This window comes from Mucilaginibacter sp. NFX135, assembly GCF_048565145.1.
Classification (GTDB): domain Bacteria; phylum Bacteroidota; class Bacteroidia; order Sphingobacteriales; family Sphingobacteriaceae; genus Mucilaginibacter.
Genome location: NZ_CP183412.1, coordinates 2,032,485 through 2,049,775 on the forward strand (window position 1 = coordinate 2,032,485; position 17,291 = coordinate 2,049,775).

The 17,291-nt window shown below is 42.3% G+C and carries 15 protein-coding genes; 6 read left to right on the forward strand and 9 right to left on the reverse strand.

Annotated elements, in window-relative coordinates:
- Positions 1-67: 67 nt before the first annotated feature.
- Positions 68-1,378 carry an aspartate kinase gene (locus tag ACNURT_RS08795; protein WP_419701412.1) on the forward strand — a complete coding sequence of 437 codons (1,311 nt, stop codon included), beginning with the start codon at positions 68-70 and terminating at the stop codon, positions 1,376-1,378.
- A 219-nt stretch (positions 1,379-1,597) separates the two neighbouring features.
- Positions 1,598-2,773 carry a diaminopimelate decarboxylase gene (gene lysA, locus ACNURT_RS08800; protein WP_419701413.1) on the forward strand — a complete coding sequence of 392 codons (1,176 nt, stop codon included), beginning with the start codon at positions 1,598-1,600 and terminating at the stop codon, positions 2,771-2,773.
- 109 nt (positions 2,774-2,882) lie between these two features.
- Here the strand turns inward: lysA and ACNURT_RS08805 are convergent, their stop codons facing one another.
- Positions 2,883-3,536 (reverse strand): HAD family hydrolase, encoded by a 654-nt coding sequence (locus ACNURT_RS08805; RefSeq protein ID WP_370994790.1) that lies wholly within the window; start codon positions 3,534-3,536, stop codon positions 2,883-2,885.
- Between the two features lie 200 nt (positions 3,537-3,736).
- Between ACNURT_RS08805 and ACNURT_RS08810 the strand changes: the two genes are divergently transcribed.
- Together ACNURT_RS08810 and ACNURT_RS08815 are read left to right on the forward strand one after the other, a co-directional pair.
- Complete coding sequence (locus ACNURT_RS08810; RefSeq protein ID WP_076377605.1) at positions 3,737-3,931, forward strand: cold-shock protein; 195 nt, start codon at positions 3,737-3,739, stop codon at positions 3,929-3,931.
- 385 nt (positions 3,932-4,316) lie between these two features.
- Positions 4,317-4,715, forward strand: a complete 399-nt coding sequence (locus ACNURT_RS08815; RefSeq protein ID WP_419701414.1) for a YtxH domain-containing protein — start codon at positions 4,317-4,319, stop codon at positions 4,713-4,715.
- A 324-nt stretch (positions 4,716-5,039) separates the two neighbouring features.
- Here the strand turns inward: ACNURT_RS08815 and ACNURT_RS08820 are convergent, their stop codons facing one another.
- Complete coding sequence (locus ACNURT_RS08820; protein ID WP_419701415.1) at positions 5,040-6,917, reverse strand: M1 family metallopeptidase; 1,878 nt, start codon at positions 6,915-6,917, stop codon at positions 5,040-5,042.
- 472 nt (positions 6,918-7,389) lie between these two features.
- Positions 7,390-7,896 (reverse strand): DUF892 family protein, encoded by a 507-nt coding sequence (locus ACNURT_RS08825; RefSeq protein WP_419701416.1) that lies wholly within the window; start codon positions 7,894-7,896, stop codon positions 7,390-7,392.
- Positions 7,897-8,038: 142 nt separating this feature from the next.
- On the opposite strand from ACNURT_RS08825, the gene ACNURT_RS08830 reads away from it, so the two are divergent.
- A complete protein-coding gene (locus ACNURT_RS08830) occupies positions 8,039-8,986 on the forward strand; it encodes a Smr/MutS family protein (protein ID WP_419701417.1) in 948 nt (315 codons plus the stop codon).
- A 394-nt stretch (positions 8,987-9,380) separates the two neighbouring features.
- Here ACNURT_RS08830 and ACNURT_RS08835 read toward each other — a convergent pair whose 3' ends face one another.
- From ACNURT_RS08835 to ACNURT_RS08855, 5 genes are all read right to left on the reverse strand, one after another.
- Entirely contained in the window at positions 9,381-10,556 is a 1,176-nt protein-coding gene (locus tag ACNURT_RS08835; RefSeq protein WP_419699657.1) for an IS4 family transposase, read from the reverse strand.
- Between the two features lie 206 nt (positions 10,557-10,762).
- Entirely contained in the window at positions 10,763-11,635 is an 873-nt protein-coding gene (locus tag ACNURT_RS08840; protein WP_419701418.1) for a creatininase family protein, read from the reverse strand.
- A gap of 770 nt (positions 11,636-12,405) precedes the next feature.
- Positions 12,406-14,274, reverse strand: a complete 1,869-nt coding sequence (locus ACNURT_RS08845) for a tetratricopeptide repeat-containing sensor histidine kinase (protein WP_419701419.1) — start codon at positions 14,272-14,274, stop codon at positions 12,406-12,408.
- A gap of 158 nt (positions 14,275-14,432) precedes the next feature.
- Positions 14,433-14,855: a secondary thiamine-phosphate synthase enzyme YjbQ gene (locus ACNURT_RS08850; protein WP_370994783.1), complete on the reverse strand. Its 423-nt coding sequence runs from the start codon at positions 14,853-14,855 to the stop codon at positions 14,433-14,435.
- A gap of 192 nt (positions 14,856-15,047) precedes the next feature.
- The gene (locus ACNURT_RS08855) at positions 15,048-15,524 is read right to left on the reverse strand and encodes a GNAT family N-acetyltransferase (RefSeq protein ID WP_419701420.1); all 477 of its coding nucleotides are present in this window, start codon (positions 15,522-15,524) and stop codon (positions 15,048-15,050) included.
- 154 nt (positions 15,525-15,678) lie between these two features.
- Here ACNURT_RS08855 and ACNURT_RS08860 point away from each other — a divergent pair, with 154 nt between their 5' ends.
- Positions 15,679-16,020 (forward strand): YciI family protein, encoded by a 342-nt coding sequence (locus ACNURT_RS08860; protein ID WP_419701421.1) that lies wholly within the window; start codon positions 15,679-15,681, stop codon positions 16,018-16,020.
- A gap of 329 nt (positions 16,021-16,349) precedes the next feature.
- Here ACNURT_RS08860 and ACNURT_RS08865 read toward each other — a convergent pair whose 3' ends face one another.
- On the reverse strand, positions 16,350-17,210 hold the full coding sequence (locus tag ACNURT_RS08865; RefSeq protein ID WP_419701422.1) for a hypothetical protein: 861 nt from the start codon (positions 17,208-17,210) through the stop codon (positions 16,350-16,352).
- Positions 17,211-17,291: the final 81 nt, after the last annotated feature.

Genomic DNA, 17,291 nt, shown 5'->3' on the forward strand with positions numbered 1-17,291 from the left:
TATTTTTAGCGCCTCAAATACCGGTGCCTGTTTAACGCCGGTATGCAATGGAAAATACAGCTAAAAAATGAAAGTTTTAAAATTTGGCGGAACATCGGTGGGTAGCCCCGCACGCATGAAAAATCTGCTCGACATCATCAATCCCTCCGAACGGCAGATCGTTGTGCTTTCGGCAGTATCAGGCACCACCAATAGCCTGGTTGAAATTGGACAAGCTTATCTCACCGGCGATAAGCAAAAGGCCATAACCCTTATTAAGCTGCTGAAGGACAAGTACGAACTGTTTATTAAGGAATTGTTTACCGATGACGAATTTTTAAAACAAGGCAAAGAAGTTATCGATTACCATTTTTCGGTACTCAGCAACCTGGCTAATGACCTGTTTACGACTATTGAAGACAAGGTCATCCTGGCGCAGGGCGAATTACTGTCGACCACGCTATACCATGTTTACCTGAAACAGATCGGCGTGCCATCGGTACTGTTACCCGCGCTCGATTTTATGAAGATAGATGAGGATAACGAGCCTGTTGTTGATCATATCACTGAAAAGTTAACTCCTTTGCTTGATAAGCATCCCGAAGTAAACCTGTTTATTACTCAGGGCTTTATTTGCCGCAATTCCTTTGGCGAGGTAGATAACCTGCGCCGCGGCGGCAGTGACTATACCGCGTCATTAATAGGCGCAGGTATCCGCAGCGAAGAGGTACAGATCTGGACAGACATCGATGGCATGCACAACAATGATCCGCGCATTGTAAAAGGTACGCAACCCATTGCACAGCTGTCATTTGATGAGGCTGCCGAGCTGGCTTACTTCGGCGCTAAAATATTGCACCCGCAGAGCGTATTCCCGGCACAAAAATATAAGATCCCGGTTCGTTTGCTCAATACTATGGATCCCAAAGCGCAAGGTACGCTCATCACCAACACCAGCGAAAAGGACAAGATCAAATCCATTGCCGCTAAGGATGGTATCACGGCTATCAAGATCCAATCAAGCCGGATGTTATTGGCACATGGTTTTTTACGTAAGGTGTTCGAGGTATTTGAGCGTTACAAAACATCTATCGATATGATCACCACCTCGGAAGTGGCCGTGTCCTTAACCATTGACGATACCACTTACCTGGGCGAGATCACTACGGAGCTTAACGCCTTTGGTTCGGTAGAGCTGGATGTGAACCACACCATCATTTGTGTGGTAGGCGATTTTGGTGCCGAAAAACATGGTTACGCGGCCAGGGTGCTGGAAGCCGTAAAACATATTCCGTTGAGGATGATATCATACGGCGGCAGCGATCATAACCTGTCGTTATTGGTAAAAACCGAGGATAAGATAGAAACATTGAGGAGCCTGCATAACAGGTTGTTTTAAGATTTCGGATGCCGGAGTTTCGATTTCGGATTTGAAAACGGGATTTACCTCGATAAAAAGTAAATACCAATAATAGCAAATACAGCCGCTATACCGGTATTTAGGAGTAAAAGTTTTAAAGTAAGTTTTCTGTCGTGGTATAATTTATAGCTGGATAAAAGGCCAAAAAGTACAGAAACGGATAAACACAATATAACAGACAGATTATTGATCATTGCTATGTTTAGTAAAGCTAATATAAATAAATTTCAAGATTTAGATACACCGTTCTACTACTACGATCTGGAGGTGTTGCGTCAAACGCTTACTGCCGCCAGCGATGCTTCGGCTAAGCATGGTTTTCATGTGCATTATGCCATGAAGGCCAATTTTAACCCACGGGTGCTGGATATGATCCAGTCATTTGGGTTTGGTGCCGATTGTGTGAGTGGTAACGAGGTAAAAGCAGCTATTGACCGTGGTTTTGACAAAGGCAAGATCGTATTTGCCGGCGTAGGCAAATCAGACAGGGAAATAAACCTGGGTCTTGATACCGATATTTTTTGCTTTAATGTGGAGTCGGTACAGGAACTGAATATTATTGACGGCCTGGCTGCTGCTAAAGGAAAAAAAGCCAAGGTGGCTATCCGCATTAACCCTAATGTTGATGCCCATACCCACCATTTTATTACCACCGGTCTCGACGAAAATAAATTCGGTATCAATATATGGCAACTGCCCGATGTGGCCACTGCTTTGCGCCAGTGCAAAAACCTGGAGTTTTTAGGCATCCATTTCCACATCGGTTCCCAGATTACCGATCTGGAAGTATACAAAAATCTGTGCACCCGTATTAACGAGATGCAGGATTGGTTTGAAGATCACGGTTTCCTGGTTAAGGTACTTAACACTGGCGGCGGCCTGGGTGTGGATTATTATAACCCCGATGGCAATATTGCCGATTTTGAGAACTATTTCCAGGTGTTCAAGAATTTCCTAAATGTAAAACCTGGTCAGGAAGTCCATTTTGAATTAGGGCGTGCCCTGGTGGCCCAAAGCGCGTCGCTCATATCAAGAGTGTTGTACGTGAAAAATGGTTTGAAGAAAAACTTCCTGGTACTGGATGCGGGCATGACAGAACTTATGCGCCCCATGCTTTATCAGGCTTATCATCAGATAGAAAACTTGAGCCGGGAGTCCGAAAGTCCGAAAGTCCAAAAGTCCGCAACTCCCAACTTAAAATACGACGTAGTTGGTCCTATCTGCGAAAGTACCGATTGTTTCCAGAAGGATGTGGCGTTTCCCGAATCATTCCGTGGAGATCTGATCGCCATACGTACAGCCGGTGCTTATGGCGAAGTAATGGCATCGGGCTATAACCTGCGCGATAGGGTAGGGAGTATATATTCGGAATAACACCCCTCCCAAACCTCCCCAAAGGAGAGGGCTTTGATAAAATTTACCAAGCTGCCTGTGTCCTCACAGGCGGCTTTTGTCCTTTTATCTTTATTCCTTGCTCCGATCCTTACCCCAACAGCTCCTTAAAATACCCATCTGTAAAATCTGCCGCGAAATGCAGTACATTGGATAGCTTTTCAAATTCATGTTGTTCATGGGTGGTAGTGATCACCACGGCATTCATCCCGGCGTTCGCAGCCGCTTCGACACCTTTAGGTACGTCTTCAAATACGATACAGTCGTTAGGGTTGGTATCAAGCTGGGCTGCTGCCTTTAAAAAGGTTTCGGGATGTGGTTTGCTTAACAATACATCGTCGGCGCTTACAATGGCCTTAAAATAGTGCCTGATGTTCAGGTTATCTAACACAAAGTCGATGTTAAAAGGAATAGCCGCCGAGCCAATCGCCATTGGGATACCCCGCTGATAAGCCGCTTCTAAAAATTCAGATAAACCGGGCAAAAGGGCCAGGTGCGGTAAGAATTCCTGCTGATATTTTTCCTCTTTCTGGTACGATAGCTTGTTCATTTCGTCTAAAGTGAACTTGTCGGGGCCAAACATCCGTACCAGTACTTCGGGGTTTTTGCCATACATCTGCTGCTTTACTTCGTTCCAGGTAAAACTGCCCCCCAATTGGTCATTCAGTAAGGTTTGCCAGGCTTTGGTATGGTAAGGCATATCATTGATCATGGTTCCGTTAAGGTCGAATATAAAGGCTTTCATGCACGTGAATTTTTTTGGCAAACATAGCCATTTTAGAAAATAACCCGGATAAAGGATGGCTCATGGCCCGGTAATTTTTTTTAGACAATATTGCGATCTGTAAATGAGGTGGTTAGCTATCTATAGCAATGATGCATTGGCTCCCCAGACTTGGGTTTATAAAATATTGTTGTACCTTGCGGCCTTTAATAAATAAAATAATGCAAAAAGAAGGAACAGTAAAATTTTTCAATGAAACAAAAGGTTTTGGTTTTATTACACCAGCAGGTGGTGGTCAAGACATCTTTGTTCATTCAACAGGCCTGATCGATGAAATCCGTGAAAATGATAAAGTAGAGTTTGAAGTAGAGAACGGAAGAAAAGGCTTAAATGCGGTAAATGTAAAAGTTATTTAATTATAATATAACCATTAAGCATACAGGCATCCACTTAGTGGATGCCTTTTTTTGTGAGTTGAAAATGGATGTGGGGCCTCCTTATCTCCATTATGTCATTGCGGAGGAACTACGAAGCAATCTCCTCGATGGTTTCAATGCGATGAGATTGCCACGCTACGTTCAATGACATAACTTTATTTTTTGTTAAAGATTTTCAAACCCCCTCTTTCCGCCGCAGGCGAAGAGAGGGATGTCGAGCGAAGCGATGACAGGGTGAGTCGATTCGCGCAAGACCCGGACCCAAATCTTTGTTCCTTGCTCCCCTAATCCTTCTATCTCCAGAAAACTGGCATTGTTGTTGTTTATATCATTCAGATTAAATCATCTAACTAAAAAATTGAACATGAAAGATCAAGCAAAAATTATAGCAGCACTTTTAGTAGGCGCGGCAGCAGGTGCTGCATTAGGCTTATTACTGGCTCCTGAAAAAGGCGGAGACCTGAGAGAAGACATTGCCGATTATATCAATGACCTGGTTGGTACCGCAAAAAATAAAGCGCAAACAACCGCTCATGATCTTAAAGAATATGGCAATAATGCCGTCGATAAGGCAAAATCAAGGTTTAGCGGTACTGTTAATGATTTGCGCGAGAGAGGCGAACATGCGGTTGACGCTGTGCGCTCAAAGGTGAATGATGTAGCGGGTAAAGCAAAAGAAGCTGGTGATGACGCTGTAAATGAGGCTAAATCAAAAGTAAAAAATACTGCCGACAACTGGAACGATTCTGTACAGGGCGCATAATTTTTAGGACTATATTATAGAAGTTGAAAGGTAAAAGGCGAAAGGCAAAAGGTTGGAAAATACCTTTTTTACCTTTCGCCTTATTTTTTTAATACTATAGAAGGTTAAAGGCGATGGGCGAAAGATGGAAAGGCACCTTTCATCTCTTCACCTTTAACCTTTCGCCTTTTCCTTTCGACTTTGACCTTTTGACCCTGTTTTAATAATTAAAGGCGAAAGGCAAGGGCTAAAAAAAGCCTTTAACCTTTCGCCTTTCACTTTTTACCTTATTTTAAAGATGTGAACTGAAAAAAGCCTTTCACCCTTCGCCTTTCACCTTTTACCCTACTTCTTCACTAAAAATTTATTGTTGCTTACATCGGCATCCATAAATATGCCGCCGTCTAATTCGGCCGATTGTATAGCCTTGGTAGTTTTGATATTTACACTTACCTGTTTTTGATTTTTTTCCCAAATACCTGGTGTTTGGTGTATGCTTTCGGTTGTGCCATCGGCATAAGTAACCTTCACATCAAACGGAACGGCAAAACCGCCAATGTTTTTGATAGATGCGGTATAACCACCATTGGCTTTGCTGATGTTTAACAGGGCCAGGTCGATATAATAATTGGTAAAAAACCAGTTATTAAAAAACCAGTTGAGGTTGCGGCCAGATACACTGCTCATGGAATTGAAATAGTCCCATGGAATTGGGTGTTTGCCATGCCAGCGATCCATGTAACCATGCAAGGCTTTTTTAAACAGGGCATCGCCCAGCATATCTTTTAACGCGAAATAGCTTAAGGATGGTTTACCGTAAGAATTATTACCATAACCGCCCCGTAACTCGCTCGATGGGGTTATTACCGGCAGATCTTCGGCTGTGGAAGCGTCATTGATCCATCTTTCAACCCTGAAGTTTTTATACAGGGCGTCGGCTTTTTCCTGGCCAACTTCGGCAGCGCCTATCAAACGCTCAAAAGTAGTAGCCCAACCTTCGTCCATAAAGGCGTAACGGCTCTCGTTGATACCCATGTAAAAAGGGAAATAGGTATGTGCTATTTCATGATCCTGTACAAATTGCGAAAACTGGTTGTCGGCATTATGACTGTCGTTCACCATCATTGGGTACTCCATATCGGCAAAACCCTGAAAAGAGGTCATTTTAGGGAAAGGATAAGGCACGCCCGGCCAGTTACGCGATAACCAGCTTAGGGAGTTCCGGCCATTTTGAACCGCATGATGAAAATCGTCGGCATTATCCAAAAAAGCCGCCTGCATACTGGCCCTGCGATGGGTAGCATCATCAACAATAGCGCTGGCAGCATCCCAAACATAATGATCGCTGATACCTACAGCCATATCACTAATGTCATTGGCTTTCCATATCCAGGTATTTACATCGTTTTGAGCCGTGATGTTTTTACCGGCCAGGTCGGCAGCGGTAGCTACGTGGATTGTGGAGTCGCTGGTCATGGATGCCTGCAAACGCTTGGCATACTCGGACTGCAGTACCTGGTTTGGGTTTTGCAGGGTTCCGGTAGCCCAAACAATGTAGTTTTTAGGCGCTTTTACCTGCAGGGTATAATCGTTAAAGTCGTTATAAAATTCCTGAGCATCTATAAACGGAAGCCTGTCCCAGCCATTATAATCATCATAAACAGATACCCGTGGATAAAAATAAGCCAGATAATAGGTGGTAGAATCGATCATCCCTTCACGACCGCTCTCTTTGGAGATCTCAAAATGCCAGGCAATTTGAAGCTTAACCGAATCATGAGGCATCAATGGTTTTAGTAAACCAACCATTTGGTTTGTGGAGGCTGTGGCGTTGTTTACCTTTTTTACCTTGCCGTTAATCAGGAAGGTATCAATTTGTAGGCCCGGGGTTAAATAATCGGGCTGGGCATTGCCCATACGGGCGGCACCGGGTTTGTGAATGTTTAATATGAGCTTCATATTAAGCGACTTCAAGGTATCCGGACTGTTATTAATGTAAGTGATTTGCTCGGTGCCCCTAATTTCCCTGCTGGGTGGCAGGGCGGTAATGGTGATGTTATACCGGCCATAGTTTTGCCAGTAATTTTTTCCGGGTTTGCCATCGGCAGAGCGGGTTCCTTTTTTATAGGCTTGCTGTATATCGCGCGGCATATACAAACTTTGCGCCTGTACCTGTGCCAGCATCAGGCAGGCAAAAGCTGATAGTAGTATGGATTTGATCATGTTGTTAGTTAATTCAAATGCAAATTAATGTAAATCAATTGATAATTAATAAGCGATTATCATGAATTTAAAATGCGGATATACACGATCCGGAAATGCCGGCTAAACCCAGTATTTATGATTTCGTAACAAATTTGTAACAAAGGTTAATTTCACACTAAATCGGTTGCACAGGTAGGGTATATTTTTTTACCTTTGTTTAAGTTATTTTAATAGGGGTATTAAATAACTAATATTTAAGCCATCTGCTTTAGTGCGGATGGCTTTTTTTATATGATCAAGCTCATATAAACTCATGAGCTACTAAAATTCTAATGAAGCTTTATCGACGCTGACAAACGTTAAAAAATAGCGCCATTGCGAGCGCAGCGTGGCAATCCCCGATTTACAGAACGGCTCTGCCTATTAGGGATTGCCACGTCGTTCCTCCACAATGACGCGTGTAATAATTTTATTTTCCCGCTTTCTCCCATCAGTTTTCTGTCAAGTATTCCTTAGATATCAGCATAAAAAGCTGGTCGTTATCAATGGATTCGTCAAAGCATTCGGTCAATAATTGCCGGGCATCGTCATATTTTAACAGTTTGGCTACCATCATGAGCATACGGCAGGAGGTGATGTTGATATGCTCCAGCAATTGCAGGTACATGATAAGGTCCATATCACTAAGAATAGACATGCTTTGCTTTTCATCCAGACAAAACTCATCCTTCACGATTGATTTGATAGGGTTACAGTTTTTGTCGGACGGGGTTTCGTTAATCAACTTGTATACCTCCTCCATCCGGGCTATGTGTTTTTTTACATCGTCCCAAAATTCCTGTATGGCTTGTTCCAAAGCAGTAAATGATGCCAGTTTTATCAGATGGGCCAGGCTTTTGTCCAGATAGCGTTTGCCAAAATATATCCGGTTAAGGTTGTGTACAAATACCTGTTTTAATAATTGCGGTTCTAAAGGTTTAGTGCTCGAGTTATCCATGATATGAATGAGTTTTAATTGTTGCGGTAATCAACCTAAAAAAGGCCAAATTGTTTAGGGTAAAGCGATATTAACTCACATTGTTTTATTTATATATCCGTTTGGAGATATACAGTAACTTTGCAGCCAGATACATACTGCTATGAAATATAAATTGGGCGACTTTGTACGCTTTGTTGACGAAAAAATGGAGGGTTTTGTAACCCGGATAATTGACGACCAGATGATAGGGGTTACCGGCGAGGATGAGTTTGAGATACCCGTGCTGGCCAGCAAAGTTACCTCGGTACATGGTTATGAACCTGCCGGCGCAAAAAAAGCCGCTATTGATAATGAAACACCGGTACCTGCCGGCGAATTTGAAAAGAAAGGGATTTACCTGGGTGTGATTGCCGATGCCAAAGCCAACTCGGTAGTACATTTACATTTGGTGAATACTACCTCGTTCCAATTGCTGGCAGCGCTTACCACCGAAAAACAACAGGTGTTTAAAGGTGAATTTGCAGAAGCAATAGCGCCGGGATCGGCCATAAAGATCTACTCGGCTCAATTGGCCGATCTGCAGTTGTGGCCCACTTTTATTTTTAATGTGATTTACAGCACCAAACAAAATATAGAACCGCCCGCGCCATTGGTGCTGCGCGAAAAGTTTAAGGCTAAAGATTTTTCGACCGCCAAAAAGCAGATCCCTTTACTAAAAGATGCCGGTTGGCTTATTCGCCTGGATGAGCCTGATCTGGTGATCGACGCGCAAAAACTGAAGGAAAGCTTTTTTAAATCGCCCGAGGAAAAAGTGGTATTGGACAAGCCATCCAATGAGGTGGATCTGCATATTGAAAAGCTGCGTGATGACTACCAGTTTTTACAAAACAGCGAAATGCTGAACATACAACTGGCGCACTTTCATAAAACCCTCGACGCGGCCATTGTACACCAATTGCCCGATATGGTATTTATCCACGGAGCCGGGAACGGTGTATTGCGCAGCGAACTGCATAAAGCCCTGGGCAAACACCCCAAAGTACAAACCTTTATGGATGCCCGTAAAGAAAAGTTTGGCTACGGCGCTACTAAGGTGATATTTAAGTAGATTTTGAGTCTTGAGTTTGAAGTTCTGAGTCGGCAAAAATAAAACTTCGCAGTCGCTCGGCTCCAGCCCACAGGTGTTGGGGAGACTGTTTTTGGGCTAAAGCCAGGAAATACAGCTATTATCCGTCCCATAAATGGGACGGCAATGAATAAAAAAACAGTTAATTATCTTTCATTTGCCGTTGGTTTTAACCAACGGACTGCAAGGATACAGTTATTGGCTTTAGCCTAACCTTGTATCCTGCTCTTATTTTATCTCTTCCCAACACTTGTGGGCTCCAGCCGAGTGATCGATATTACCCGGCCTCCGGCCGATCTGTTGTACCGTTTATTTCGCAGGCCAGAGGCCTGGAGATAGTCGTCACTCGGCTCCAGCCCACAGGTGTTGGGAAGAGTTACCAGAAAGGGGTATGATGGCCGTTCGGAGGCGGTTTGTCAGGGTCTCCACCATAAAGTCTTACAATAAACTTCATGAGTTCGGCCTCCATTTCCAGGGCAAACTGTTGTTTGGCAGACTTGCTGCTTTTGATCTGATTTAACTTTTGATAAGTTATGATCAACAGCGATAATATCATCCTGACATATAATACAGACTTGATACCATTGATACTTCTGGATAGTAAATGAGAAAAGTTAAGTTCCTGTTTAATGAACTTGAAAAACACTTCGATATCCCACCGTTTTTTATACAGTCCAGCAATCTCATGAGCTTGAAGATCAAAGATATTACTCAGGAAAGCAAGGGTTGTATTATCAGGTTTGACCGCCTCGATATAGCGATAAGCATTCTTTGTCTTTTTGCCGTTCCTGTTATATAAGTAAACCTTACGGTCTGCTATCAATTGTAATCCGTTGGCTTGTGGATTGGCTTCGGGTAAGCTGTTTTCTTCGATAACTACACTTCTCGGGTTAGGATTGACCCGGGTAATGAAACTGATACCCTGGTCGAAAAGCTGGTCATAAGCATCCCTTGACTGTAAGCCGGCATCGACAACAACAATACATTTATCCGATATAGGACAGTTCAGAATAGCCGGTTTCAAAGCCACGTTTTCGCTGTTAAACGTAGCTTCGTGATGAAAGGACACATATTCAGGTAGTTCTGAAAAACCGACGGTGAATTTGAGCTGCTTTACATGTTCCTGACTGCCTCCTGAACGGAATCCGATCTTGATCAGCTTAGAAGAAAGCGATATCAGGGTTGAATCAAAACGCAATAATTGATGTCGCTTATTACCTTTTGGAGGTAATTGTGCTGAAAAACGTTCGAGACAATCCGTGTATAAAGCTTCGAAAAAGCTCGCATCTGCGCGGCTTAGGCGTTCACTTATAGAACTATAGTGTATCTTTTGCGTTGTCGGTTTGTCAGATAGATGACTGAATGCATAAGAGTTAAAAATATTCTCCATTACTCTCAGACTGTTCTGTTTTACCTCGAACTGACTGTAAAGCAATAATTTAAAAAGTAAAGAAGCCGGCAGCTTCTTTACTTTGTGGTCGGTTTTATGATGGTCAACCAAAAAAGAAAGACGTTCCTCCGGAATCAACTTCAACAAGTCGGGTACTCGCATATACCCCTAAAGTTAAGGTTATCCATTCGTCTTCCCAACACCTGTGGGCTCCAGCCAAGTGACTGCGTATAGTGTTATTGTTAAGCATGTCAAAATTGGGCTGTCACCCTGAGCTCCGTCGAAGGGTGGAGCGCAGAGGCCCACCCACCATGCTTTGACGGGTCTTAGTATGACAGACTTAAGACTCAAAACTCCGAACTTAAAACTTACTTATTCAGCTTATCAACCCGGTCAAAAAACTCGTTTTGTAATTGCAGGGTAGCCGTATCAGCTTTGATCATTTTTAGGGCTTTTACAAAGGTTGCTATCTCATGCTCGGCTATAAACTTGCCAAATTCTGGTGTGGCCTTAGCGCCTTCGCCGGCGTAATGATTGGAGAAACCCGCATACCACCAGATAGGGGTATATACATTTTGTAAATTCAGGCGGTGTTGGTTAGCTCCTGATTCAGACGCGGCGCGATCCATCCGCATCAGATCGGGTCGGTAGTATAAAAGGGTAGAGGTTTCGTCCTCGCCGGCATGCATATCATTGCGAGGGTCCGATTTATGCATTTTAGCATATTGTTTTTCAAATTCCTCATCGTTGCGGGGCGTATAAAAATATACGGCGTAGTTATGCCTTTTATTCAGCAGCGATTGCATAAAAAACTGGATAAACTCCGGGTTGCCACCATGGCCGTTCAAGATCACTATTTTTTCGAAGCCGTTGCGGGCTATTTCATCGCAGGTAGCCTCCAGCAGGTCCCAGATGAGTTTGCTGGGCAGGGCGAAGGTGCCGGGCTGGTGACGTGCCTCATTGATCTGCCCATAAAAATAATCTGGGAATACCACGGCATATTCCGATTTAACCGCATGGGCTGCCCATTCCCTAACGTGTATCAGGTCGGTACCGATGGGTGAGTGAGGGCCATGTTTTTCGAGGATGCCAAAAGGCAGGATGCAGGTTTTAGCGGATTTTTGAAGTGCCTGCGGAAAATCAGATGCTACCAGTTCGTCCCAGCGGGCCGGCAACTGCTGCTGGGCGCGTGCAAAAGCTGTTAATAATATTAAGCAAAATAAAAGCAAATAAGGTTTCATCGCTGTACAAATTATAGGTTAATGGAAGGGTGTTTATTGATGCTGAAATTTACACATTTATATAGCAGCATAAAGCGTTATTTGCCAGTAAGTAATAAGGATTTTACATGCGAAAATTATAAACGTAAATAATATATTATTTTATTATCGTTAATATTGATATTATAAAACCAATTTATAAACCGAATATTTAGCTTGTATGAAAAAAATGCAAATGAATGCCTTGAATATTGGCAGAGCTCTATCAAGAGAACAAATGAGAAAAGTGGCAGGTGGTGGATTTCTGCCATGCAAAAGCCAATGTGTTACAGATGTTGATTGTGTGCAAAGTGGGGGCGGTAGCCAATGTGTGGTAGCACCTGACCAAAATTGTCATAACAGGGACGGTTCAATTCAGTCTGTCGGATCCTGCGTGTAGTTGTAATTTCGTAGGTATCATATTTCATACCCCTTGAAAAGAGGTTTTGAAACTTTTATCCCACTAAAAAAATCGGTATATTTGTATACACAACGGCCCGGTTTTCCTGTAAAAAAGGAGAACCGGGCCGTTGTGTTAAGGATAAAACAATCCAAAAATCGGTCGTTTTCCATGCAGTTATTTGACAATCAAAAAAATAATACTTTTTAAAGTTTTTAAAACTGCTCAAAATTGTACTGAAATTTGTTAAAAAGTGTTAAAATCGATGGTTTTGAATCAATTTTAAAGCGTTTTTAACCCGTTGTTGCCCCGAAAAGTGTTAAAATTTAAGGTTTAAAAAGTTTTTGGTGAGCTATTTTAAGCTGGGGAGGGAGTAGCAAAACGCGGCGCCTTTTTGGTTGCCATTTTCTACCCAGATGCGACCGCTCATTTTTTCGATAAAATCTTTGCAGATCATCAGGGCTACACCGGCACCTTTTTCTTTTTCGTTGCTGTAATGCATAGTGGCTTTGAAATTGAATATCGATGTCATTTTTTCCGGAGAGATGCCCTTGCCTTCATCCAGGATGCAAAGCGTAGTTTCGCCTGAATGCGTCGACGCCGAAATAGAGATAGTGGAATAGCGCGGCGAAAACTTGATGGCGTTGTGTATAAAGTTGCGATGGATAAATTGTACCAGTTCTTTATCGGCATGTATTACAATGTCGCTATCTATATTGTTCTGAAACTTAAGCTGGTATTCCTCCCCGATGACATTAAAAGGCTGGAGGGCTTCATCAATCAGTTCTTTTAATTTTAAAGGTTTGGGCTCATAGTTAAAGCCCGAAAGCTGTTGTTTTATCCACTGCAAAATATTCTCGAATATTTCGAGCGAGATAGTGGAGGAATGTTCCATGGTATCAACCAGTTCCATGAGCTCCTCGCGGGTTAACGCGTCGGTATCTTTTAAAACCGCGGCCAAAGTTTTAAGGGTGCCTATCGGTTGCCTGAAATCATGCGCCAGGATAGATACCAGGCGGTTGTTAAACTCATGGTCTATCTCCAGCTTTTCGTTACGCAATAATACCGACCGGTTGAGCGCTTCGAGTGTGCCCGCATGTTTCTTTTTCAGACGGTATAAGCGGTAAATGAAAAGCACGGTTACTACAGTGAGTAAAAAAAGTACGCCCAATATAATAGCCACTATCTGCCGGTTTTTACTCCTGATGGTTATGGCTTCCAACTGTTGGTCTTTTAAGGCATAATCAATATAGTCAAAACCCGAGGTATTGTTGAATTGCTCTTCATCTTCATACAGCTTAAGCAGTTTTTCGCCATATCGATGAACTTCTGGGAGGTTGTTACGGGCTATGTATATATCGTACAGGTGCTTGCCAAATATCTTTTGATACATATGATAGCCCCTTGCATCGGCAATATCAAGCCCTCGTTTGTAATGGGCGATAGCCTTAGCAGTATCCGTATTGTTGTACAGTTCGCCGAGGGACTGGATAATGTCGAGGCTCAGATAATTCAGGTCCATGGCTATGCCCTCAGCGGCAGTTTTTTCCAGCAAACTGATGCCCTTTTCGCGCTGCTTGTTCTTTAAATAGAGTTGTGCCTGTATTTGGTCGGTAACCAGCAACGACCGGTGGTCATTATATTTGGAAGCTATTTGCCGGGCTTTGGCTAAGTAAATTGGAATAGAATCTTTTGGGATACGATTTGGATATAGCAGCAAATAATCACAAAGCACAAGCGACATGATCGAATCTTTTTTTAGCGTGTTGCCTAAATTTAAAGCTCTTCTAAATATCTCGATGGATTTTTTTTCTTCATTATTTTCGCTGAAAACAAGCCCTATATTCATCAGGGTTTGCACCACATTTGATGAATCATGTATGGCCATGTAATGGTTACGGGCGTCATTATAGTATCGCAGTGATAGTTGAAGGTTACCCCTCAGGTCATAAACTATACCCAATGTGTTCAAGGCATCGGCAATGCCCTGTTTATATTTTAACCGCTCAGAGATGGACCTGGCATGTTTGGCGTAATAAAAAGTGCTGTCGAGGTTGCTTTCATACATTAATATGGCTAACCGGTTAAGGGCATCGGCATACTTAACACTATCCGTAATATGAGGGAGCGCCTTTTTAATTTTAGCAATATCACTTACCTGGCTATAACTACAAATAGCGGCAAGCAATAGGAGTATAAAAAAAAATGTGCGTTTTTGCATTAAGCCGATATTATATTACTAACCACTTTTGGTGATGTTGAGACCTATAATCTAATCTATAAATATAATGTATACGAAATAAACTACGCAGAGTTGAAAATATATTAAATAAAAATAAAGAGGATGAATTGAATGGCCTATATCTATAAAACAAAGGGTTATTCGCCCCAGGCGGTGATGATCAGGTTACGCTGGCCGCCGTAATTGCGATGTTCGCACAGATAAATGCCCTGCCACATACCCAGGGCAAGTCTGCCGTTACGGATGGGGATCATGACCGAACTGCCCAGTAAAGCAGCTTTTAAATGCGCGGGCATATCGTCAGGGCCTTCATCATCATGATGGTAGTCCGGATCATTTTCGGGTACGGTTTTGCTGAAGTACATTTCAAAATCACGCCTGACGGTGGGGTCGGCATTTTCATTGATCGTTAAAGAGGCCGAAGTATGCTGAATAAAAACCTGCATGATACCGGTTTTAATCAGGGCCAGTTGCGGCAGGGCATGTACTACTTCGGCAGTGATCAAATGGAAGCCCCTTTTCCGTTCTTTGAGCAGAAGCATTTGCTGGTGTATTTGCATGGGATATAATGGGGGGGTATATCGGAATTGTTATTAAAGATGCTTAATATAGTATATTTTTTAATGAGCCCCAGTTTTACTTTACAAATGCCCTCTACTAATACCGATTATATTTCCAATAAAACGGTTGCAGATAAAAAAGGCCGCCTATCTGGATTGAGCACCGTGAAAAAATTAAGAAAGAACAATAGTTTAATTCTTTTCATCCTCTAAACCCAATCGCATGGTGAGCATGTGTGGTGTAAACCCTACCTTTTCGTAGGCTTTTAACGCAGCAGTGTTAACGGCATAAACCTCCAGCCGTATTTCGGTAATACTCTGTTGTTGCGACCATTTTTTAAGCGCGTTTATGATTAATTTGTTTACACCTTTACCCCTATGTTCAGGCATTACATACATAAAACCCAGGTTAGCATGCTGTTGATGTTTTAAATAAGGTTTGGAATCAACAATGCGGGCGTAACCACAGCCGATTACGTTTGAAGCGGTTTCAGCTACTACTACGCGTGCATCAGCTGCTTCAATTAACTCGGGAATGTTATAATAGTAAAGCGGCCCTGGTTTTAAGGTTGGGTCAAAAGGGCGTTCAGATTCTACTAAGGCCTGTTTAAATTCAAACAACACATCCAGATCTTTTAATTCCGCTTTCCTGATATTTATTTGCTCCATTTTATGGTCTCGATATCTGGTAAAATTATAAGTTTGTTTTGAAATTCGGGATCACTCCATGATTTTCCATTGTCCTGAAAATATTTTAACCAACTTGTCCAGTTTTGAAAATGATGTTCGTCATCTGTTTTTAAAACTTTAAAACTTAATAAAAATGAAAGATTTCCTATTTGTATTCAGAAACGATTTTGTTGGCGCGCCACAAGGTTCACCAGAAGAAATGCAGGCCGTTACTCAAAGATGGATGGATTGGGTTGGTGGTATAGCTGCCCAAAACAAACTGGCTGATCGCGGAAACCGTCTGTTCGGAGATGGTAAAGTAGTAAGAGGCAATAATATTGTTACGGATGGCCCTTACACCGAAATTAAAGAATTGATTGGTGGTTACACCATGGTTAAAGCCGATTCATTAGAAGAGGCTGCCGAATTGGCCAAAGGTTGCCCCATTTTAGATTTTGGCGGCAATGTAGAAGTAAGAGAAGTTAACCCTTTATAAGTATATAACTGGGTTAAAACTAAAAGCCTTTATAAAAGTGAAGGCTTTTAGTTTTTAGTAGTCGCCTGCCCAATATCCAGGCGGCTGATCTTTCCTTCAGGGTTAATGATAAACCTGAAGTACGTTTTAAAATCGCTCTATTGATCCACAGTATTAACCATAAGTGCCCACACTTGGGATAGGTTCAAACCTGTGCCCAATGCCATTGGCCAGATAGGCCAGTCGGATAGTTTCATATGCAAAATAGATTGGTAGGTGAATACACTTTTAAGCGTAATAAAAAAAGCGGATAAGAATGTTCTTACCCGCTTTTTTATCAGGAAATTAAATTAATTAGGTGCAACGGCTGAAGTAGCGTTAACATAAGGCCATATACCCGGAGTTGGGACAGATACACCTTTATTATTACCACGCTGGTTGTTATCGGCACCGAAGTAATATAAGGGCCAGCCTTTATAAACCAGTTGTGTTTTTCCGAATACTGTTATGGTTTGAAACTGGGTTTTATCCAAAACAGAAGGGACATTCAATACTGCTTTAACCGCCGTATCGATAGGCCATACTTTGTTATTGCTGAAAGTAGAGTTAGTAAAATTGTTAATTTTAAACTTATCATGGCTGAATGAATATAAGGTTTGACCACGATCATCAACAATGTACTGGGTTACGCCATCACCGGCTTTAAGATCACTGTTATATTTAACGCCATCATTGCCAATTAACTGGCTGTTGCTTACCATAACAGTATAATCGGGTTTGGCAACAAACCAGGTGTTGCCTACTTTATCACCATTGATATCACCGGCATTGGCATCATTTTGATAGTAATAGAGCGGCCAGCCTTTATAAGTGGTTTGTTTGGATCCATCGGTACGGGTTATAGTACCAAAATCCTTACTGTCCAAACCTTTATCTAAAGTGAGATCTGCCTGGTAAAAAGTAGGCCAAGCAACCGAACATCCGCCGCTGCAACCTGAGCTGCCGTTGGCATCAATGGCAAAAAAGTAAAGGGCTTTTCCTTTGGAATCAGTTAGTACATTGCCAAATTTTGCATTGGCTGATAACCTAACGGCATTAGCCGGAGCAGGCTGGTTTGGGGTGTTGTTACTGTTATTTTTGGAGCATGACCAGCTGGCAAACATAACCGCAATGCCTGTAATTGCGAGGGGCAGATTTTTAAGTAAATTCATTGTACTGGTTAAAAATGATTAATAATAATTCTTTATAACTCCAATACGTTGTGAAAATGGCATTTGGTTGCCTGCAATAAA